Origin of the sequence: Lactobacillus sp. 23-2 (assembly GCF_044902225.1) — a bacterium.
In the GTDB taxonomy this organism is placed as follows: domain Bacteria; phylum Bacillota; class Bacilli; order Lactobacillales; family Lactobacillaceae; genus Lactobacillus; species Lactobacillus absianus.
Genome location: NZ_JAOQBX010000017.1, coordinates 18,326 through 38,820 on the forward strand (window position 1 = coordinate 18,326; position 20,495 = coordinate 38,820).

The 20,495-nt window shown below is 53.9% G+C and carries 18 protein-coding genes; 1 reads left to right on the top strand and 17 read right to left on the bottom strand.

Translation table 11 applies throughout. The annotated features are described in order from the left end of the window. Nucleotides 1-142: 142 nt before the first annotated feature. The 17 genes from OCH80_RS07065 to rsmG form a co-directional block, all read right to left on the bottom strand. Nucleotides 143-1,744, bottom strand: a complete 1,602-nt coding sequence (locus OCH80_RS07065) for an NERD domain-containing protein (RefSeq protein ID WP_404539333.1) — start codon at nucleotides 1,742-1,744, stop codon at nucleotides 143-145. 105 nt (nucleotides 1,745-1,849) lie between these two features. Next, a complete protein-coding gene (locus OCH80_RS07070; protein ID WP_404539336.1) occupies nucleotides 1,850-3,835 on the bottom strand; it encodes a fructose-specific PTS transporter subunit EIIC in 1,986 nt (661 codons plus the stop codon). Nucleotides 3,836-3,891: 56 nt separating this feature from the next. Beyond that, on the bottom strand, nucleotides 3,892-4,806 hold the full coding sequence (pfkB, locus tag OCH80_RS07075; protein WP_154547892.1) for a 1-phosphofructokinase: 915 nt from the start codon (nucleotides 4,804-4,806) through the stop codon (nucleotides 3,892-3,894). 4 nt (nucleotides 4,807-4,810) lie between these two features. After that, nucleotides 4,811-5,560, bottom strand: coding sequence for a DeoR/GlpR family DNA-binding transcription regulator (locus OCH80_RS07080; RefSeq protein WP_404539339.1), 750 nt, complete (start codon nucleotides 5,558-5,560; stop codon nucleotides 4,811-4,813). Nucleotides 5,561-5,799: 239 nt separating this feature from the next. Then, the gene (locus OCH80_RS07085) at nucleotides 5,800-6,549 is read right to left on the bottom strand and encodes an aspartate/glutamate racemase family protein (RefSeq protein WP_154547888.1); all 750 of its coding nucleotides are present in this window, start codon (nucleotides 6,547-6,549) and stop codon (nucleotides 5,800-5,802) included. 21 nt (nucleotides 6,550-6,570) lie between these two features. Further along, nucleotides 6,571-8,121 carry a UDP-N-acetylmuramoyl-L-alanyl-D-glutamate--2,6-diaminopimelate ligase gene (locus tag OCH80_RS07090; protein ID WP_154547886.1) on the bottom strand — a complete coding sequence of 517 codons (1,551 nt, stop codon included), beginning with the start codon at nucleotides 8,119-8,121 and terminating at the stop codon, nucleotides 6,571-6,573. Between the two features lie 38 nt (nucleotides 8,122-8,159). Further along, nucleotides 8,160-9,359: a sensor histidine kinase gene (locus tag OCH80_RS07095; protein WP_404539342.1), complete on the bottom strand. Its 1,200-nt coding sequence runs from the start codon at nucleotides 9,357-9,359 to the stop codon at nucleotides 8,160-8,162. Next, nucleotides 9,349-10,035, bottom strand: coding sequence for a response regulator transcription factor (locus OCH80_RS07100; RefSeq protein ID WP_154547882.1), 687 nt, complete (start codon nucleotides 10,033-10,035; stop codon nucleotides 9,349-9,351). The genes OCH80_RS07095 and OCH80_RS07100 overlap by 11 nt, the downstream gene beginning before the upstream one ends. Before the next feature lie 135 nt (nucleotides 10,036-10,170). Continuing rightward, on the bottom strand, nucleotides 10,171-12,015 hold the full coding sequence (locus OCH80_RS07105; protein ID WP_404539345.1) for an ABC transporter ATP-binding protein: 1,845 nt from the start codon (nucleotides 12,013-12,015) through the stop codon (nucleotides 10,171-10,173). Nucleotides 12,016-12,029: 14 nt separating this feature from the next. Further along, the gene (locus OCH80_RS07110) at nucleotides 12,030-13,757 is read right to left on the bottom strand and encodes an ABC transporter ATP-binding protein (protein WP_404539348.1); all 1,728 of its coding nucleotides are present in this window, start codon (nucleotides 13,755-13,757) and stop codon (nucleotides 12,030-12,032) included. 153 nt (nucleotides 13,758-13,910) lie between these two features. Then, a complete protein-coding gene (locus tag OCH80_RS07115; protein WP_404539351.1) occupies nucleotides 13,911-14,654 on the bottom strand; it encodes a DUF1129 domain-containing protein in 744 nt (247 codons plus the stop codon). Between the two features lie 14 nt (nucleotides 14,655-14,668). After that, nucleotides 14,669-15,769 (bottom strand): redox-regulated ATPase YchF, encoded by a 1,101-nt coding sequence (ychF, locus tag OCH80_RS07120; protein ID WP_154547876.1) that lies wholly within the window; start codon nucleotides 15,767-15,769, stop codon nucleotides 14,669-14,671. 81 nt (nucleotides 15,770-15,850) lie between these two features. Further along, nucleotides 15,851-16,114: a DUF951 domain-containing protein gene (locus OCH80_RS07125; RefSeq protein WP_302187511.1), complete on the bottom strand. Its 264-nt coding sequence runs from the start codon at nucleotides 16,112-16,114 to the stop codon at nucleotides 15,851-15,853. Further along, nucleotides 16,107-17,009, bottom strand: a complete 903-nt coding sequence (locus OCH80_RS07130; RefSeq protein ID WP_154547872.1) for a ParB/RepB/Spo0J family partition protein — start codon at nucleotides 17,007-17,009, stop codon at nucleotides 16,107-16,109. The genes OCH80_RS07125 and OCH80_RS07130 overlap by 8 nt, the downstream gene beginning before the upstream one ends. Next, nucleotides 16,987-17,766, bottom strand: a complete 780-nt coding sequence (locus tag OCH80_RS07135) for a ParA family protein (protein WP_404539355.1) — start codon at nucleotides 17,764-17,766, stop codon at nucleotides 16,987-16,989. The genes OCH80_RS07130 and OCH80_RS07135 overlap by 23 nt, the downstream gene beginning before the upstream one ends. A gap of 1 nt (nucleotide 17,767) precedes the next feature. Further along, a complete protein-coding gene (gene noc / locus OCH80_RS07140) occupies nucleotides 17,768-18,628 on the bottom strand; it encodes a nucleoid occlusion protein (RefSeq protein ID WP_404539358.1) in 861 nt (286 codons plus the stop codon). Between the two features lie 24 nt (nucleotides 18,629-18,652). Beyond that, nucleotides 18,653-19,372, bottom strand: coding sequence for a 16S rRNA (guanine(527)-N(7))-methyltransferase RsmG (gene rsmG / locus OCH80_RS07145; protein ID WP_404539360.1), 720 nt, complete (start codon nucleotides 19,370-19,372; stop codon nucleotides 18,653-18,655). A 176-nt stretch (nucleotides 19,373-19,548) separates the two neighbouring features. On the opposite strand from rsmG, the gene OCH80_RS07150 reads away from it, so the two are divergent. Then, a complete protein-coding gene (locus OCH80_RS07150) occupies nucleotides 19,549-20,097 on the top strand; it encodes a CvpA family protein (protein WP_404539363.1) in 549 nt (182 codons plus the stop codon). Nucleotides 20,098-20,495 lie beyond the last annotated feature (398 nt).

The following is a 20,495-nucleotide window of genomic DNA, read 5'->3' on the forward strand; positions in this document are numbered from 1 at the left end:
CCCGGAAAGTACCTAACTACGGCTGATTTACGAAAAATGAGCCCCGGAAAGTACCCAACTACGGCCGATTTGCGAAAAATGAGCCCCGGAAAGTACCTAACTACGGCTGATTTACGAAAAATGAGCCCCAGAAAGTACCCAACTACGGATGATTCAGGTAATCTTTAAAGTCCTTTTCAAACAACTTTTGAGCTTGCTCCTTCTCTTCTGCCGATAAATACGGATTAGCAAGAATATTGTTCAAATAATAATTGTAATTTTTTCGAATCATCAACTCTTCCGACGTGAACTTATTGAAAGTAAAGCGAATTTGAATAATTTTATTTGCCCGGCCCCTCTCACTCACGTCGTAATTGAGATTGCCGAAGAAAGGCACTAACTGTAGCCAAGCTCTTTCGACCCTTCGCTTAATCATTTTATAATTCGAATAGCTATCCGGCACTGCCAGAATTTCCCGCAGCTGCTCAAAGGACACCTGGTAGCAGCCGGCTGCTGAAGCTTGCAGCAGCTTGCGGAACAAAGTCTTGGCGTTGTTCAGGCTGATTCGGCGCAGCAATTGATAATTCCAGCAGGTGAAGTCCTTCGTGCAGCCGTTAAACAGGAACGAGTACTTCTTGCTAACGCTGACCGTCAATTTCTTGTCTTCATACTTAGCCTTTTGAAAAAGCTTGCTCTGTTGCATGAACTCAGCCAATTCGCTTAACTGCTGATCCAGCCGCAAAAAATCACGCCCGCCATAGCCAGCCCCAGTCCGCAACTCACTTCGGGTCAGCTGGAGCGTGCCGCACCCGAAGCCATAAAGCCGGCCCACGATCAGCCACAACATATTCTGCTGCTTCCCGGTCAAGCCCGTGAGCGGATAATCATTTAACCGCCCATGATACGTCACGTTCTGCGCAAGCGGAATTCCAAGCCTGACAGCCTGGCTGATCTGTCTAGCTTTATCCAGATGCGCCTGCGTCAACTTAAAACGGACATTGGCTGGATAGGTCCGCCGATCAGGCAGGCGCTGACTTTGAATCGCCTGCTCAATTGCCTGGATCTGCTGCTGATTCAGCAAGGCGAACCCGTCATTGCTCAAAAACAGGTTCAAGACCGACAGCTTGATCACCTGCGAACCAGCCCGCTGCAGATCCTCCTGGTTCTTCAGCTTGAAGTCATCATTCCCCAGCCGGTTGATCACCACCACAATCGTCTTAATAAAATTGGGACTGATCCCCATTGGCTGCAGGACTTGCGTCAGCGCCTCCTTGTGGTAGCTAATCTGATCATAAATGCCCCGGCCCAGCCGGTTAAAGTCGAAAAGCTTCCCCGCAATTTTGCGCACCTTGACTTCAATACAATAAATGCCGGTACTGGTAATCACCAAATTATCAATTTGGTTGTCGCCAACTGGCCGATTTCTATCATATTTGCAGGGCAGAATCACATTATGAAAAACTGCCGCCGCGACGGACTTGACCGCCTGATCGACTAGCCACTCACCCGCCGCGCCCGCTAATAGATTTTCCGCATTCACCAACTGCTCTTGCGTCAAAGTCGCTGCCTGGTCCGCCCCCAGCTGGTTATAGCTGACCAGCAAGCCGTTCAGCTCGCGCACCCCAGCCAAATTCTGATCAGACAGCTGCCGGGTGTGGTCATAGTCCGGATTGATCAGCTGCTCAGCTGCCTGAGCCGATTGCACGACGGCGTCATTTTCAACTTCTTCACTGGCCAGGTACCAATTTGTCCACGTTTGTTCCATAAGATCGCTCCTTTGCTTAGTCTTTCTACTGACTATTACACGAAAGAAGCGATTTTTACCTAAAAAAAGAACTCGGAAAAATCCGAGTTCTTTTATTTGAGAAAACTAGTTCTTTTGGTCAACTGGCTTCTTCCAAAAGCCCATGATCAAAGCAGCGACGATTGAGCCGATCGCTACGGCTGCAAAGTAGCCAAACCAGTTGGTTGACAAGGCGATTACCCAGAAACCACCGTGTGGTGCTGGCACGCCAACGTGCCACAAACCAACCAGGGCACCACCGACAGCACTGCCGATGATTGAAGATACGATAACGTGCAGTGGGTCAGCACTGGCGAATGGGATGGCCCCTTCAGTGATGAAGGAGAAGCCCAAGATCCAGTTGGACACGCCGGCCCGGCGTTCGTCTTCAGTAAACTTGTTCTTGAAGAAAGCAGTTGCGATCGCCGTTGCAAATGGGGCAACCATCCCGCCGACCATAACGGCAGCCATCAAGATGGCTGAAGTCTTGGAAGTTGGGTCGTTGGCGAAGGCACCTGAAGCAAAGACGTAAGCAGCCTTGTTGAAAGGACCACCCATGTCGATACTCATCATGCCGGCCAGAATCGTGGTCAAAAGTACCAGGTTGCCAGTGCCCATGCCGTTCAGGAAGTTGGTGATCACCGCGTTCAAAGCACCAAAGATTGGGTTGACGATGTAGTACATGATCAAGGCTACAAGGAGCAAACCAAAGATTGGGTAGAGCAGCATTGGCTTCATGCCTTCAACGTTCTTCGGCAACTTAGCGAAGAGCTTCTTGAGGCCCAGAATCAGGTAACCGGCAATGAAACCGATGGCGATCCCGCCCAGGAAGCCGGCTGGTGAAGCAGCCTTGGCGTTGACGTTAACGGCGTAAGAACCACCCAATGAAGAGTTGGTGATTGAGGCCATGAACCCACCGACGAAACCAGGCATCAGGGCTGGCAAGTCGCCGATTGATTCAGCAATGTAGCCGGCCAGAACTGGAACCATGAAGGCGAAGGCCAGGTTACCAGCTGAGTTCAAGAAGATGAAGGCTGGACTCTTAGGGCCGCCCATGTATTGTTCAACCAGGAAGGAGATGGCCATCAAGATACCACCACCGATAACGAACGGAAGCATGTGGGAAATCCCGCTCATCAGGTGCCGGTAGATAGTTGACCAAACGCTGCCGTCGCTTGAAGCTGAGCTTTCGCTGGCTTCACCGGCTTCAGCATGGTAGATGCTGCCCTTGCCGGACAAGATGTCGTCTACCAATTGGTCTGGCTTGTTGATCCCGTCAACGACTGGGTGCTTAACCAGTTCCTTGCCGTCAAAGCGGGCCATCTTGACCTGCTTGTCGGAAGCAATGATGACACCCTTGGCCCGCTTGATTTCGTCAGCGGTCAATTCGTGCTTGACCCCTTCTGAGCCGTTGGTTTCAATGCGGACTTCAACGCCGCGCTTTTCGCCGGCCTTGATCAGGGCTTCTTCAGCCATGTAGGTGTGAGCGATCCCGTTGATGCAGGCAGTAACGCCGACGATCAATGGCTTTTCTGCTTCGCCTTCCGCCTTGGCCTTAGCAGCGGCTTCCTTCTTGGCAGCCAGCTTGGCTTCGCGTTCAGCGTCTTCCTTGTCCTTGGCAGCTTCGGCTTGGTTGAAGAGATCCATGACTTCGTCTGGAGTTTCCGCCTTCTTCAAGGCTTCAACCAGGTCAGGATTGATCAAAAGTGAGCTCAGCTTGGCCAAGGCTTCCAAGTGGGTGTTGTCGGCACCAGCTGGCGCGGTGATCATGAAGAACAGGTAGACTGGCTGCCCGTCCAAAGCTTCATAGTCAAGACCTTGCTTGCTCTTGGCAAACAAGACTCTGGCCTTGTTGATGTATTCGTTTCTGGCGTGAGGCATGGCAATCCCGCCACCGATCCCAGTGGTGGTTTCCTTTTCCCGCTTCCAGATGGATTCAACGAACTTTTCCTTGTTGTTGACAATGCCAGTGGCAACTTCCAAGTCGGCCATTTCGTTAATGGCTTCGTCCTTGGTCGTCGCCTTCAAATCCATAATCATGGATTCTGGACTTAAGATATCCTTAATACGCATCTTATTCCCTCATAACTTGCTATTAGTTGACGCACTTCTCTGCTATTGCCAGCAAATTATTCGACAACGTCGATCTTAATTTGCGGCAAGACGACATCGATTTGGCTCTTAACGGCGATGTCTTCCGTAAAGGCGGTTGCCCCACCGCAGGCACTGCCGACCCGGAGGCCTTCAGCAGCGTCGTGGGTTTCAAACCAGGTCCCAACGAAGCCCGCGATCATGGAGTCGCCGGCCCCAACCGAGTTGACGGCAACGCCCTTGGCGGCGTTGGCGTGGTAGATGTGGTCTGGGGTTACCAGGTAGGCGCCTTCGCCGGCCATGGAGATCATGACGTTTTGCGCGCCTTGGTCCAGCAGCTTCTTGGCTGCTTGCAGCATGTCATTGGTTGACTTGAATTCAGTGTGGAACAAGTCGGCCAATTCGTGGTGGTTTGGCTTGATAACCAATGGGTGGAACTTCAAGGTCCGCAACAGGGCTTCGCCAGTCGTGTCAACGACGAATTCAGCGCCCTTTTCGCGGATGGTTGGCAAAAGGCTTTCGTAGAAGTCAGTTGGCAGGCTTGGTGCCAGGCTCCCGCTGATAACTACGACGTCGCCCGGCTTCAAGTCGTCCAGGCGGGCCTTGAAGGCGGCAACTTCCTGGTCAGTGATCTTTGGACCAGCCGCGTTGATTTCAGTTTCTTGTTGGGCATGAATCTTTACGTTCACCCGGGTCGTGTCGCTGATGCGGACAAAGTCGCTGTTGATCTGCTTGACGTTCAGCTGACGGATCAGCTCTTCGCCGGTAAAGCCGCCGACAAAGCCCCAAGCCGTGTTTTCAACGCCCAATTGGTTCAGGATTTGGGAGACGTTGATCCCCTTGCCCCCGGCCAAGAATTGGGTGTCGCTTGAACGGTTGGTTTCCCCATCATTTACCTTTTCCAGCTGCAGGACGTAGTCCAAAGCTGGGTTAACGGTTACAGTGTAAATCATTTTCTTATTCAGCCTCCTCAAGTTGAATATTAGCTGGCATTTTGCGCCGGTCTGCTGCTTTTAAGCGCGTGATGACAACGACCTGCTGGACATTCGCGAATTCAGCAAAAGTCACCGCGTCAAATTTGCTGCGATCAATTAAGACGTAGGCGGCTTGGCTCTGCTCAATCGCGGCCTGCTTGATCGACGCTTCTTCCGTGTCTGGAGTAGTCAAAGTCCCCTCGCGGCTCATGGCGTTGGCGCCGATAAAGGCAGCGTTGAAATTGAGGCGGCGCAAGCGGTCCAGGGCAGCCGCGCCAATGATGGCGTGGGTTTCCTGCTTGATCTTGCCCCCTAAAAGGCAGGTATCAATCCCGGCATCGGTGCAGGCCAGGGCCGTATCGATTCCGGTAGTGACCACGTGCAGGCCCGCAATTTCCTTCAGAAAAGGCACCATTTCATAAATGGTCGTCCCCGCGTCCAAAAAGACATAGTCGTTTGGATGCACGTGACTGACGGCCTCTCTGGCAATCGCCGCCTTCTCGTCGCGGTTAAGATTGAAGCGGATGTTCTGGGCCACATCCTGGCCAAAGCCCTTGATGCTCTCAGCCCCGCCGTGGACCCGCTTCAGCAGGCCCCGGTCTTCCATCTCGCTCAAGTCGCGCCTGATCGTTGATTCGGACGTTGACGTCAGTTCACAAAGCTCGGAAACGCGGCAGATCTTATGCTCGTTGACGTATTCCGCGATTCTTCTTTGCCGTTCTTCGGTCAGCATCTTTTCTCACCTCATTAGTATTGTAAAGGCTTTCTTGCCAAAAAGCAATCAAAAACAGTCAAGAACAGTCATTTTTTCTCCAAGCCTTAATTTTAGCATATTTTCGTCATTTCTAATGCTTTTTTTACATAAAAAAGGCGGGCAGACTTAAATAGCTTAAGTGTGCCCGCCAGGGTTGGTTGACCGTTTTTGATTGTTTTAATTGATCAACTCCTGCTTCAGGAGCTGCTAAATGTTTCTTACTTGTACAGGTACTTGGCGCAGACTTGCTTGGGATCAGCCCCGTTTCTGATCTGCAGGGCCAATTCGATTGACACGTCGGCCAAGATCGACTGGGGATCAAGCACGTGGTATGGGTGGTCTGGCGCCTGCTCTTGGGCCAGGGAAAGTTCCGTGCAGCCCAAAAGAATGACTTCGCAGCCATATTCCTCGTGCATCTTGCGCAGGATCTCGTGGTAGAGGTCTCCGTCCACGGTCCCCTTCTCCTTGATGTCTCGGTAGATCAACTCCGTGACCATTGGCTGGATTTCCGCGCCCCCGAACTCGACTTCCTTGCCGGCCCGGTGGATCTCGTCCTCATACAGGTGGTCGTAGATGGACCCTTCAGTCGCGATCAAGCCGATCTTCTGCTCGCCTGGGAACTTGTCCACGAATTGGTGGACGGCAATCCGCATCATGTTCAAGAAGGGAATGTCCGTCAAGGCCGCCAGGTCGTCATAGAAATAATGGGCCGTGTTGCAGGGCATGACGATAAAGTCCGGCCCCAGCTTAGCCTGGCCCAAAACATCATCTTTAAGGTCATTGAAGAAATTAGGCTGGCTGTGGTCCATGATATAGGCCGTCCGGTCGGGAACCTGGGCGTCGTTGACCAGGATGTAGTTCAAGTAGTCCTGGTCCTTGGCGATCTTCACCCGGTGGTTGATTAAGCGGACATAGCTTTCGGTAGCGATCGTGCCCATCCCACCAATAATGCTAAAGAAATGCTTCAAGATTGTTCATCCTAACTGTGTTTATTTTTCAAGCTCGCTGATCACCCTGCGGGCAACTGCCATGTCGCCCTCGTATGGGGTGTCAACGCCGCGGATCTTCTGGAAGGCGTCCGCGCCCTTGCCGCAGAGCAAGACCACGTCATTGGCCGTGGCTTCGCTGATGGCATCGTGAATGGCCTTTTCCCGGTCAAGTTCGATCACGGTCGCGCACTTGGAGTGGTCGATGCCGGCATCGATTTCCTCACAGATCTCCTCGGCGTTCTCAAAGCCTGGGTCGTCAGTGGTCAAAAAGGCCTTGTCGGCTTCGGCCGTCAGGCTTTCGCTAAAGCCGGCCCGGCGGGAGATGCCCTTGTCGCCAGGCGCGCCGACAACGACGATTACGCGCGGGTTGGCGAATTCGCGGCGCATGAACTTCATCAAGGCCATCATTGAAGCCTTGTTGTGGGCGTAGTCAACGACGATCAGCCCGTGCTCCTTGGTCGTGACGGTCTCCATCCGGCCCGGAATCGTCACGTGGCGGATGCCGGCAGCGCAGGAGTCGTGGTCCATGCCTGCCAGGCCGGCCCCGATGATGGCGCCGGTCGCGTTGGTCTCATTGAAGTCCCCGATCATCTGCAGGGTGTAGTCGCCAGCGATTGGCAGCTTGTGGGCCTGCGGTGAAACGGTCTCCAAGGTGAACTGGGTTTCCGCCAGGTCGGTTTCAATGGACTTGTAGCGGAAGTCGATCTGCTTCTTCAGCTTTGGATTTTCGAAGCCTTCCCGGGCAAAAAGGTAGATGCTGTCCGGGTTGGTCGTGGTCGTAGCGGCGGCGTAGACGTCGTCAAAGCGGGCCGTTTCCGCGTTGATGATGCACTTGCGGGAGTTGACCAGCAATTGCAGCTTGCAGTGGAGGTAGTCCTCAAAGTTCGGGTGCTCATTCGGTCCGATGTGGTCCGGAGAGATGTTCAAGAAGAAGCCCAAGTCGTAAGTCAGGCCAAAGACCCGGTTCTTCTTGTAGGCTTGGGAAGAAACTTCCATGACCATGTGGGTCATCCCGTTGTCCACGGCCCGGCGCATGTCGCGGAAAAGGTCCAGGGATTCCGGCGTGGTCAGGCTGGACTTGAAGGTGTCTTCAGGCGCCGTGCCGACGATGTTGTTGACTGATGAGAGCAAAGCAGTGTGGCCGCCATTGATCTGGTCGAGCATGCCCTTCAAGAAGTAGGCTGAAGTGGTCTTGCCCTTGGTGCCGGTGAAGCCCACCAGGAAGAGGTCATCTTGCGGGAAGCGGTAGAAGGCAGCTGACAGCAGAGCCATGGCCTTGGCCACGTTGCGCACGATCAAGGCGTGCATCCCCTTGCCTTCTGGATATGGCTGCTCAGCCACGTAAGCAATCGCCCCGTCTTCTCTAGCCATTGACAGGTAGGTTGGTCTAAAGCCGGCCCCCTTGCAGAAGAAGAGCGTGTTGGTCTGGACATCGCGCGAATCGTAGGAAACGTATTCCATCTTGGTCTGCACAGTATCTTGGACAGCGCTTGACTTGAGCAAGTGGTGTTCTTTCAAAATTAAAATACAAGTGTTTAATGAGATGCTCATTAGTTACTCCTCATGGTCAAATATAAATTCACTAAAAATTATACCACACGGCGCGCTTTTGAGTTTGCCAGCTTAGGGTTAGGGTGGCGCGGCAAAAGGATAATGAAGCTGGTCAGCTTGGCGTTTGACTCGCAGCGGATGGTGCCGCCATGAAGCTCCACCACGCCCTGGACGATGGAGAGGCCCAGGCCCGTCCCGCCGGTCTTGGTGTTTCTGGAGCTTTCGACCCGGTAGAAGCGGTCAAAAATCTTCTTCAGCTTGTCCTGGGGAATCGGCTCCCCATTGTTCTCCACCCGGAGCTCAACCCACTTTTCATTGACCAGGTTGGCCACCAGGTTGATGGTGTCCGCGCCAGCCGCGTACTTGAGGGCGTTGGAGATCAAGTTGTTGTAGACCCGGACCAGCTTTTCGACATCGACATTGACGACCAGATCTTCAGGCCGAGCCTTGATGGCAAAGGAGATGCCCTTTTTCTCTGCTTCAAGTTCAAAGCCGGCCGCCACTTGCTCCATCATGCTCAGGATGTTGACCGGCGACAGGGTCAGCTTAGTCTTGGTCGACTTCAAGGTCGTGTACTCAAACAGGTCATTGGCCAGGGACTTCATCTGCTCGGCCTTGTCGTAGGCGATATTGATGTACTTCATCATATCCTCGCGGCTGGTCACGGCCCCGTTTTTCAGCAGGCCCAAATAGCCGATAATGCTGGTCAAAGGCGTCCGGATGTCGTGGGAGACGTTGGTGATCAGCTCATCCTTGGACTGCTCGATCGCCTTTTCCTCATTGATGGCTTCCACGGTGGAATCAACCAAGGAGTTGATGGAGTCGATCACCTTCTGCATGTCGGTGTTGACGCTGAAGGAGATCCGGTGGTCGAAGTGGCCGTTGGCAATATAGTGCAGCTCGGAAATAATGTGCCGCAGCTGCATCTGGTGATATCTGCGGATCAAGCGCCAGTACAAGACCACCACGTCGGCAATCCCCATCAAGAAGACCCCGATCCGCTCCCAGGACCAGAGGTGAAAGCCGCCCGGCCCGATCGTCATGGTCTTTTTCAAAAAGTAGATCCCGTTGACCAGGCTCTTGTCCTGCAGGATGGCCAAATGGTAGAGAATGATTACCGACAGGTTCAAAAGCAGCATGATGATGACCGTCACCACGCCTTCAGCGAACAGTTCGCTCTTTTCCGCCGCGGTCAGCTTGACCCGCTGGCGCTTGTTTTCTTTATTTTTAGGCTTCAACCTTGTAACCTACGCCCCATACAGTCTTGATAACTTCTTCGCCGTCAGTGGCCTTCTGGATCTTGTCGCGCAAGTGGGACACGTGGACCATGACCGTCTTGGCGCTGACGATGGATTCCTGCTGCCAAACGCGCTCAAAAATCTCATCGGCTGAGAAGACCCGGTTGGGGTGGCTGGCCAGCAGGTAGAGGATCCCGAATTCCAGGGCCGTCAGCTGGATCTCCTTCCCTTCCACGGTCTTGACCTCGTGGGAGTCCTTGTTGATGATGAGCGGCCCTACTTCCAGAACGTCCGGCTCGTCTTCCTTGACCTGCTTCTGACTCCGGCGCAAAAGCGAGCGGACCCGGGCCATGACTTCCAGCGGGTTGAACGGCTTGGACACGTAGTCGTCCGCCCCGGTGATCAGGCCCTGGATCTTGTCCATGTCGCCCGTCTTGGCACTGACGATAATGATCGGGATGTCAGAGTCCTTGCGGACCTCCTTCACGACCTCAATCCCGGACATGTTCGGCATCATCACGTCCAAAATCATCAAGGCAATGTCGGGATTGGTGGACAGCTTGGTCAAGGCCTCCTTGCCGTTGTAGGCCGCGATTGGCTCGTAGCCTTCATTCTTCAAATAAATGCTCAAAAGCTCGACGATTTCCTTGTCGTCATCTACAACGAGAATCTTCATCTTCAAAAATCCCTTCTACTCTCATCTATTAATTGTCGCTATCCCTTATTTTAACCGATATAACAAAAAGAACGCACACTCTTGCGCGTTCTTTTTGCGATTTTTAGCAAATATTAAGCTAATCTTTGCCAAGCTTTACTGGATTTCCTTCTTGCCCGTGTAGAGCTCGTAGTAGTAGCCCTTCTTGGCCAGCAGCTGGTCATGGTTGCCGGCTTCGATCACGTGCCCGTGGTCCAGAACCAGGATCAGGTCAGAGTTGACGATGGTGGACAGACGGTGGGCGATGACGAAGCTGGTCCGGCCAGCCAGCAGGTTGTCCATCCCGGCTTGAACCAGCCGCTCAGTTCTGGTGTCGATGGAGCTGGTGGCTTCGTCCAGGATCATGACTGGCTCGTCGGCGATCATTGCCCGGGCAATCGACAGCAGCTGCATCTGCCCTTGGGACAGGTCGCCGCCTGAACCGTCGATCACGGTCTGGTAGCCGTCATCCAATTCGTGGATGAACTCGTCGGCTCTGGCCAGGCGGGCAGCTTGGTAGACTTCGTCGTCAGAGGCGTCAGGCCGGCCAAAGCGGATGTTGTCCATGATGGTCCCGGTAAACATGTGGGTTTCCTGCAGGACGACGGAAACTGACTGGCGCAGGGAATCCTTCTTGATCTGCTTGATGTCGATCCCGTCGTAAGTAATGGTCCCGGAGTTGATCTCGTAGAAGCGGTTGATCATGGAAGAAATCGTGGTCTTCCCGGCCCCGGTTTCCCCAACCAGGGCCACCTTCATGCCCGGCTTGGCGTCCAAAGAGACGTCGTAAAGGATCTGCTTGCCTGGCACGTAGCCAAAGTTGACGTGGTCAAAGACGATGTGGCCCTTGACTGGCACCTTCTTGTTGCCTTCAGCTGGCAGGTTCCATTGCCATGCGTTCTTGACGCCTGGCTTTTGCTCAATGGTCACGTCCCCGTCATCGATTTCGACCTTTTGGTCCAAAAGCTCGAAGATCCGGTTGGCCCCGGCGATCGCCAGGACGATGACGTTCAATTGCTGGGAAATCTGGGCGATTGGCATGATGAAGGCCTTGGACAATTGCATGAATGAGGCCAAAGCCCCCAGAGTCAAAGGCAGGCTGCCCGCCAAAACGGCGGCCCCGCCGATAAAGGCAATCAAGACGTAAAGCAGGTTGCCGACATTGCCCATGATTGGGAACAAGATGGTTGAGTAGGTGTTGGCCTTGGCTGAGGCGTTGCGCAGCTGCTCATTGTAGACGTCAAACTGTGCTTCGGCTTCCTTTTCGTGGGAGAAGACCTTAACGACCTTCAAGCCCGTCAGCATTTCTTCGTTGTAGCCGTTGACTTCCCCAACCGTCTTCTGCTGAATGTTGAAGAAGTGGCTGGACTTATTGGTCAGGTACTTCACGATCCCGATCGACAGGCAGACCACGATCAAGGACACGATCGTCAGCTGCCAGCTCAAGACCAGCATCCCCACCAGGACGAAGGCCACGTTGAAAGCCGAGTTGACGAGCATTGGCAAGGCTTGGGAAATCATCTGCATCAAGGTGTCAATGTCGTTGGTGTAGCGGGACATGACGTCGCCGTATTCGTTCTGGTCAAAGAAGGCGATCGGCAGGTGCTGCATGTGGGTGAACATCTCGTCACGAATCTGCTTTTGCACCCGCTGGCTCACGAGCATCATGAGCAAGGTAAACAGGTAGTTGGCCACGACCCCGACCGCGTAGATGCAAGCCATGAAAAGAATGGCGTGGATCAGGGGGGCGAAGTTCGGCGTGGACTGCTTGAGCATTGGCGTGATGTACTTGTCGATCAGCTGCTCAATGAAGAGGGAACCGTAAACCGTAGCCCCGGCACTGATGATGATCGCGACCAGGGAAATGATCAGGGAAGCCGGGCTGACTTGGTAAATGTACTTGATAAGCCGCCACAAGGTTTTGGCTTGGGATGGCTCGTTGCTGTTTTGTTTCTTTGTCATATCCGTTCCTTCACCTACTTCTTGTTTTCTTCTTGGTACTTGGCAATTGAGCTGTAGAGCTCGTCCGTCTGCATCAGTTCATCGTGGGTGCCGATGGCTTCGATCTGGCCATGGTTCATGACGATGATCCGGTCGGCATCCTTAATTGAGACGATTCTCTGGGAGATGATGATCTTGGTCGTCTTAGGCAGGTCGCGGGCCAAGGCTTCTCTGATTTCTCTTTCGGTCTTGGTGTCGACGGCACTGGTTGAGTCGTCCAGGATCAGGATCTTCGGCTTCTTCAGCAGGGCTCTGGCAATCGTGATCCGCTGCTTCTGACCGCCGGAAACGTTGGTCCCGCCTTGTTCGACGTGCGTTTCGTACTTGTCTGGCATTTCCTGGATGAAGTCGTCGGCGTGGGCAATCTTGGCTGCCTTCAGGATTTCTTCATCAGTGGCGTTTTCATCGCCCCACTTCAGGTTTTCCTTGATGGTGCCGGAGAACAGGACGTTCTTTTGCAAGACGACGGCAACGTTGTCGCGCAAGGTCTTCAAGTCGTATGAGCGCACGTTGTGACCGCCGACCCGGACCGCGCCGCCAGTCGCGTCGTACAGGCGCGGAATCATGGAGATCAGGGTTGACTTGGATGAGCCAGTCTCCCCGATGATCCCGATGGTTTCCCCGGACTTGATCTGCAGGTTGATGTCCTTCAGGGCATAGTGGCTGTCATCCTTGTCGTACTTGAAGTTGACGTGGTCAAAAATGATCTCCCCGTTGGTCACTTCCGTCAAAGGCGCCTTCTTCGGGTTGACGATGGTTGGCTTGGCCGTCAGCACTTCAGCAACACGCTGGCCGCTGGACTGGGCCATGATCAACTGGGTAAAGATCATGGACAGGATCATCAGTGAGAACAGCACTGACGTGGTGTAAGAGAACATGGAGACCAGCTGGCCGGTTTCCAATTGGTGGCCAACGATCATCGTGCCCCCAAACCAGCAAAGCAGCAGCATGGCCACGTTGATGGTCAAGGTCATGACTGGGCCGTTCAGGGCCATGATCTTCATGGCGCCGGAGAAGAGGCGGAAGATCTTGCTGGATGACTTCTCAAACTCTTCGATTTGCTCGTCCTCGTGGACGTAGGTCTTGACTTCCCGGATCCCGCGGATGTTTTCGCGGACCTTGCGGTTCAGTTCATCGTAGGCTCTGAAGATTCTTGGGAAGTAAGGCCGGGTGGCGTTGATCAGCAACACCAGGACGACGGCCAAAATCGGCGCGGCGATGATAAAGATCAAGGCCAGACGCGGGCTGACCACGATAGACATGATCAGGGAAATGATCAGCATCAATGGTGCCCGGACCGCTACTCTGATGCTCATCATGTAGGCGTTCTGGATGTTGGTCGTGTCCGTGGTCATCCGGGTTACCAGACTGGCGCTGGAGAAGTGGTCAATGTTCTCAAAGGAGAAGTCCTGCATATGGTAGAACATGTCCTTGCGCAGGTTGGCAACAAAGCCGGCCGCCGCGTGGGCGGAAAAGTATGAGGCTGACGCCCCCAGGACCAGGGAAATCAAGGTCAAGACGATGGTGTAGAAACCGAGGCGTCTGACATAATCCATGTCCCCCTTGTTGATCCCGTTGTCGATCAACTGTCCCATAATGTATGGGATATACATTTCAATGAAGACTTCGACAGCTACGCACAAGGGCGAAAGAAGCGATTCTTTCTTGTACTGCCGGACAGACTTCAATAAAGTCTTAAGCATTCATGGCCTCCCTCTAATTTACTCAATGCTTATCTAAATCGTTCCAAACAAAAACAAATAGACGATCCTAAGATCATCTATTTGTTTTACTTAGCTTATTTAGTTTACACCTTTTTTAAATAAAAAGCACGCTATTGAATTTATTTTTTTAGCCTACTTGTCTTCCGGCTTCTTCATGGACATGGTTGAAGGAGCGAAAGATGAGCCTTCGATGCCGTAGTGGCGGCGCAGGAGCCAGCGCAGGCCGTAAGCGGCCGCGGCCACGATCAAGTCAGCCCAGCCAGGCAGAACCGGGTTGATGACCTGCAAGACCGGCAGTGACAGGACGAAGACCACCAGCATCAAGGCCACGATGGAGCCGACTCCGGCCCCGATGACCTTGCCCCAGCTGGTCTTGCCGTTCTTGCTGCTTGGCTGGATCCAGCTTTCGTACTTGCTGAAGAACCAGCCCATGCCGATCCCCATGATCAAGAGGGTCAGGATCCCGGAGCCGGAGGCAGTGGACTTGTTGTCGCCTGAGAAGGCTTGAATCAGCCCGAACATCAGGGTCAAGATGGCCGTGTAGATCAGGCCGCCGTCAGCGGTAATGATCCAGGCTGGCACCTTTTGCGGCTTGACTTCCGGGTGCAGGATCCGGTCAGCCAGAACCTTGGGGGACGCCCCGTAGAGGACGTTGGCCGGCTGGCCCTTGACCTGGGCTTCCAGAATTTCCGGCAGCCGCTTGGAGATTTCCGCTTTCACCTTGCTCTCGCTCATCCCGCCAGCCAGCAGGGCCTTGCGCAGACGGTAGAGGTAGTCCTTGTTCTTGTTGGACAAGCGGTCCTTGGCCGCTTCCGCGCCGGCCCCTTGCACGACTTGCTTTTCGGCTTGTTCAGTTTCTTGCTTTTTTTCGCTCACTTGTAGCCTCCTGATTAAACATTAAATCTGAATTCAATGATGTCGCCGTCTTGGACCTCATAGTCCTTGCCTTCCAGGCGCAGGCGGCCGGCTTCCTTGATCTTCTGCATGCTTTCGTATTGGTCCAGGTCAGCGAAGGAAACGACTTCGGCCCGGATAAAGCCGCGTTCAAAGTCGGAGTGAATGATCCCGGCAACTTGCGGAGCCTTCATGCCTTGGTGGAAGGTCCAGGCCCGGGTTTCCTTGCCGCCGGCGGTGAAGAAGGTTCTCAGGCCCAGCAGGTGGTAGGCAGCCCGGATCAGGCGGTCCAAGCCGGATTCCTTAACCCCTTCGGCAGCCAGCATTTCTTCCTTTTCATCATCGTCCAGGCCGGCAATTTCTTCTTCGATTTCCGCGGAAATGCCCAGGCATTCAGCGCCTTCCTTGTCGGCGTGGGCCTTGACGATTTGGTAGTACTTGTCGCTTTCCGGGTCAGCCATTGAGCTTTCGGCGATGTTGGCCACGTAGATGACTGGCTTTGAAGTCAGCAGGAAGAGGCCCTTGACGATCTTTTGCTCATCTTCCGTGAACTGGATGGAGCGGACTGGGTCGCCGGCTTCCAGAACCGGCTTGATCTTTTCCAAGACATTGTATTCGGCCATGGCTTCCTTGTCCTTTTGCTGAGCCATCTTCTTGACCTTGCCGATGCGGCGGTCAACTGAGTCCAGGTCAGCGTAGACCAGTTCCAAGTTGATGGTGTCGATGTCTTCTTCCGGGTCAACCTTGCCGGAGACTGAAGTGATGTTTTCGTCGTCAAAAGCACGGACTACGTGCACGATGGCGTCAGTTTGGCGGATGTTTTCCAGGAACTTGTTGCCCAGGCCTTCACCCTTGGAAGCCCCCTTGACCAGGCCGGCGATGTCCGTGAATTCAAAAGTCGTGTGGACGACCTTCTTGGCTGGGATCAGTTCTTGGATCCGGGCCAGGCGGGCGTCTGGCACTTCAACCATCCCCACGTTTGGTTCAATCGTGGCGAAGGGGTAGTTTGCCATTTCCGCCCCTGCCTTGGTGATAGCGTTAAACAAAGTTGACTTGCCGACGTTTGGCAAACCGACGATACCAGCAGTTAAAGCCATATTTCTGTTTTCCTCTTTCTATCTGCTTGCTAATTTTTACCTTGTTGTCTATTTTGGAATTTTTGCCCTCTAGTAGTTGTACTACTTGAAGTTTGGCCGCGCAATCTCCTCTTTGGCGACATAGTGCGCCAATTTGCGATTGACGGGGTCATTGGCCTTGGCCAGGACCTTCTTGGCCCGTTTGGTGAAGTCGCCCCGGCTCATCATGACCACGTGCCCGCAGCCCATGCATTTGAGGCGGATGTCCGCCCCGACCCGCATGACTTCCCAGTTGTTGGTCTGGCAAGCATGCGGCTTCTTCATTTCCACCGTGTCTGCTAAATCAAAAGAAAAGTTCTTATTCATCGAGATTCACACCTAACAAATCCAGAATTCTGTTCAGCTCCTCTGGCGAGGCAAAATCAATGGACAAGTGGCCCTTGCCCCGCTTAGTTTCAGAGATGTTGACCGGAGCGCCGAACTTGGAAGCCAGCTGGCTTTCACTGGCCTTGATGAAGGCCGACTTGCCCGCGCTCTTCTTCTTTTGCTTCTTGCCCCGCTCATTCATCTGGGCGACCACGGCCTCGACCTTGCGGACCGGCATCCCCTCCTTGACGACCCGCTTGGCTAGGCCGTCAATGGCCTCCTTGTCCTTTAAGCCCAGCAGGGTTCTGGCCTGGCCCATGGACAATTGCCCGTGCTGCAGCAAGGCCTTGGTCTTCTGCGGCAGGGTCAGCAGGCGGAGGTAGTTGGTGATGTAAGGCCGGGACTTGCCCATCTTCTTGGAGACCTCTTCCTGGGTCAAGCCGAGGTTCTTTTGCAGCATCTCGTAGGCCTGGGCCTCTTCCAGCGGGGTCAGGTCCTCTCTTTGCAGGTTTTCCAAGATGGCCACTTCCATCATCTGGCTCTCGTCAAACTGGCGGATGATGGCCGGAATGGTGGTCTTGCCGGCCAGTTCCGAAGCCCGGAAGCGCCGCTCGCCGGCAATGATCTCATAGCCGCCCACCGACCGGCGGACGATGATTGGCTGCAGGACCCCGTTTTCCTTGATGGATTCCGCTAATTCGCCCAGCTTTTTTTCATCGAAATTCTTCCGCGGCTGGTAGGGGTTGGGCCGGACCTCTTCCAAAGGGAGGTCTTCAATCTCCTCGGCCGGCTTGACTTGGGGCTCCTCTTCAAAGAGGGCGCTCAAGCCCCGACCCAGGCCCCCCTTCTTCTTGACTTCTTTCTTGTTCTTGCTATTTCTTGAGTCTCTTGCCATGTGCCTTTAATACCTCTTTTGCTAAGTCGTCATATACCTTGGCGCCGCGGGAGTTCGGGGCGTATTCCGTAATCGGCTCGCCGTAGCTTGGTGCTTCGGCCAGCTTGGTGATCCGGGGGATGATCGTCTTGTAGACCCGGTCGCCAAAGTATTCCTTGACCTGCTGGACCACGTCAGCCCCCAGGTTGGTTCTGGCGTCCAGCATGGTCAGCAGGACCCCTTCCACGCCCAGGTTCTTGTTGAAGTGCTTTTGAACCAGGCGGATGGTGTTGAGCAATTGGCTCAAGCCTTCCATGGCGTAGTACTCGCTTTGCACGGGAATCAGGATGGACTCGCTGGCCGTGAAGGCGTTGATCGACAGCTGGCCTAAGGATGGGGGACAGTCGACAAAGATAAAGTCGTACTTGTCGCCCAGGTCATCGATGGCACCTTTCAGGCGGGTTTCCCGGGCCATCATGCTGATCAGCTCGGTCTCTGCCCCGGCCAGGTTGATGGTGGCCGGCACGATGTCCAGGTTCTTGGCGCTGGTCTTTTTGATTGCTGAAGCGATCGGAATCTCGTCAACCAGGACGTTGTAGATGTCGTATTCAATCGTTGATTTTTCAATTCCCAGCCCTGAGGTGGCATTGCCCTGGGGGTCGATGTCCACGATCAGCACCTTGTAGCCGCGCTTGGCGATTGAGGCCGCCAAGTCGATCGTGGTCGTGGTCTTGCCCACGCCCCCTTTTTGATTGGCAATTGCAATGACGCTTCCCATGCTAGTCCTCCTTCTTTACGGCCGGCTTCTTGCTCTTGGCCGCTTTCTTCTTTGCCGGATCCTTCATCACGATCGTGATGGAGTATTCATCCTCGCCTTTTTGTTCTGCCACCTTGACCTTGATTCCGGACTGCTTGGCCAATTTGACGGCTTCCTTGATCGTGTTGATCTGAACCCGCATGTCCTGGCTCATCCGGAAGACCTTGCGCTTTTCCTTAGGCTTGGCCGGCCCTTCCAGCAGCTTGGCCACCAGTTCTTCGGTCTGCTTGACGTTCAACTTGTCGCTTAAGATCTGCTCCAGGGCCTGCTTTTGCTGGTCGCTGCTTAAAGCCAGCAAGGCCCGGCCGTGGCGGGCGGTAATGGCGCCGCTGGCCAGAGCCTCCTGGATTTGGGGATCCAGCTTGAGCAGGCGCAATTTGTTGGCCACGTAGGACTGGGACTTGCCGATGTCCTTGGCCAGCTGGGCCTGGGTCAGGGAGTTGAGCTCCATCAGGTTCTCGTAGGCCGTGGCCTCATCGATTGGGTTCAGGTCTTCGCGCTGGAGGTTTTCGATCAGGGCCAAAGAAGCGGTCTGCTGGTCAGAGAGGTTGTTGACGATGGCGGGAATTTTTTCCCAGCCTAAGGACTGGGCTGCTCTGAAGCGCCGCTCGCCGGCAATGATCTCATATTCTTCCCCGTCTTCCCTGACGATGATTGGCTGCAAAAGCCCCTCTTCGCGCAAGGTCTGGGCCAGCTCGTTGATGGATTCAGAGCTGAAGGCATGACGCGGCTGGAAGCGGTTGGGGTGAATCCGGGCTAGCGGCAGGTCCTGGATCTGCTTGTTCTTTGGAATTTCGTTGCGATGAAAAAAGCCAAAAGCCATGGTTTGACCTCCATTCCTAATCAATTACAAAGGCTTGCGGTTCGGCGTGCCGGCCTGGCGCGGGTACTTGGCTGGGGTCTCTTTGACCTTATCGACCACGACGATGGTCCGCTCCTCCTCAGTCCCGGCCAGGGTGAATTCCTGGCTGAAGGAGACCTTGCCGCCCAAGGTATCCAGGGCCTTTTTGGCATCAGCCAGCTCACTGGCGGCCTTTGGCCCCTTAAGGGCGACGAACTTGCCGCCGGTCTTGGCCAGCGGCAGGCAGTACTCGCTCAAAACGGACATTCTGGCCACTGCCCGGGCCGTCACCAGGTCAAACTGCTCCCGGTAGGCTGGGTTCTGGCCAACGTCTTCCGCGCGCCCATGAACCAGCTCAACCCCGCTGATTTCCAGCTTGTCCAGCAATTCTTGCAGGAACTTGAGCCGCTTGCCCAGAGAGTCGACGATGGTCAAGCGCAAATCCGGCCGCAGGATCTTGATTGGCAAAGACGGGAAGCCCGCCCCGGCCCCCACGTCGCAGACCTTAGCCCCTTCGGTGAAGACTTTCGGCACCAACAGCAGGGGAGTGAGCGAATCATAGAAGTGCTTGAGGTAGACTTCGTCCTCTTCCGTGATCCGGGTCAGGTTCACATGCTCGTTGACCGTGATCAATTCTTTAAAATAAGTTTTAAATTGTTGCTCTTGCTTGGCAGACAATTTAAGATTATGGTTTGATAATGTAGTCGCAAAAAGTTCAGGATTCAATTTTTTCACCTGTGAAACCGTGTTTCACACCCTTAAATTTAACGCAAAAGACTATGTTTCGCAAAAAATAATTGTTACACAAACTATCTTAACAATTATGGAGTATTTTTGGCACCAGGTCAAAATATTTCCGCCAGATTTGGAAGATTTGTTCCACAGAGTAAAGAGGGATTTTAATGTCAATCGTCATTACCTTGCTAGTTATAACCTATCTGGTCTACCAGACCTATAAAGGCTACAATGTCGGCTTCTCCAAGCGGATCATCAACCTGATCTTCGCCGGGGTCGTCTTCATGATCGCCATTATGCTGCAAAACCCGATCGGGAACATGATTTACAAGCAGGCTGTGGGTGAAGCTGGCATTAGCGCTGCCTTAAGCATCAGGGATGAGCTGATCCTGCAGGGTTGCCGCTTCGCTGCCTTCTTCGTCCTTTTGTTCGTTGGCAAGCAGCTGTCCAAGATCGTCAAAGGCTGGCTGCCGGAACGCCAGGCCCAGGTCGGCTTCACCAAGGTCCTGGACTCGACCGCCGGCGCCTTGGTCTCCTTCGTGGCCGCCTACTTCTTCATGTACGTGGTCCTGTCCATCGTCAACGCGCTCGGCATTGCCCAGCTGAGCTCCGCCATTTCCAGCTCGCCATTTTTGAGCTTCATCGTCAACTCCACGCCCGGCCTGTCCACCGGGGTCTTCAAGACCCTGTTCAGCGTCAGCCGGACCACTGCTTAAAAAACTGGAAGACCAGCCGGTCTTCCAGTTTTTTTGTTTGCCTGGGTGCGCGGCGGTGACGGTAAAAACGGGGAGCTTTTGGGACGAATCGCGCTTGGCTACGGTAAAAGCGGGGATAATCATTTCTTTGAGCCCCACTTTTTACTGAACCAAGACGTTTTTTCGAAATTTGAGCCCCGATTTTTACTGAACCAAGACGTTTTTTCGAAATTTGAGCCCCGCTTTTTACTGAACCAAGACGTTTTTTCGAAATTTGAGCCCCACTTTTTACTGAACCACGAAGATTCCCTGGGGGAGTGCTACAGTTTGAGACTTTGCGGGACTGAGTTCTGAGATTTTCGACTTAGTTGGGGACTTTGCGGGGATGAGTTTCGTGATTTTAGCTTTAGTTAGGGACT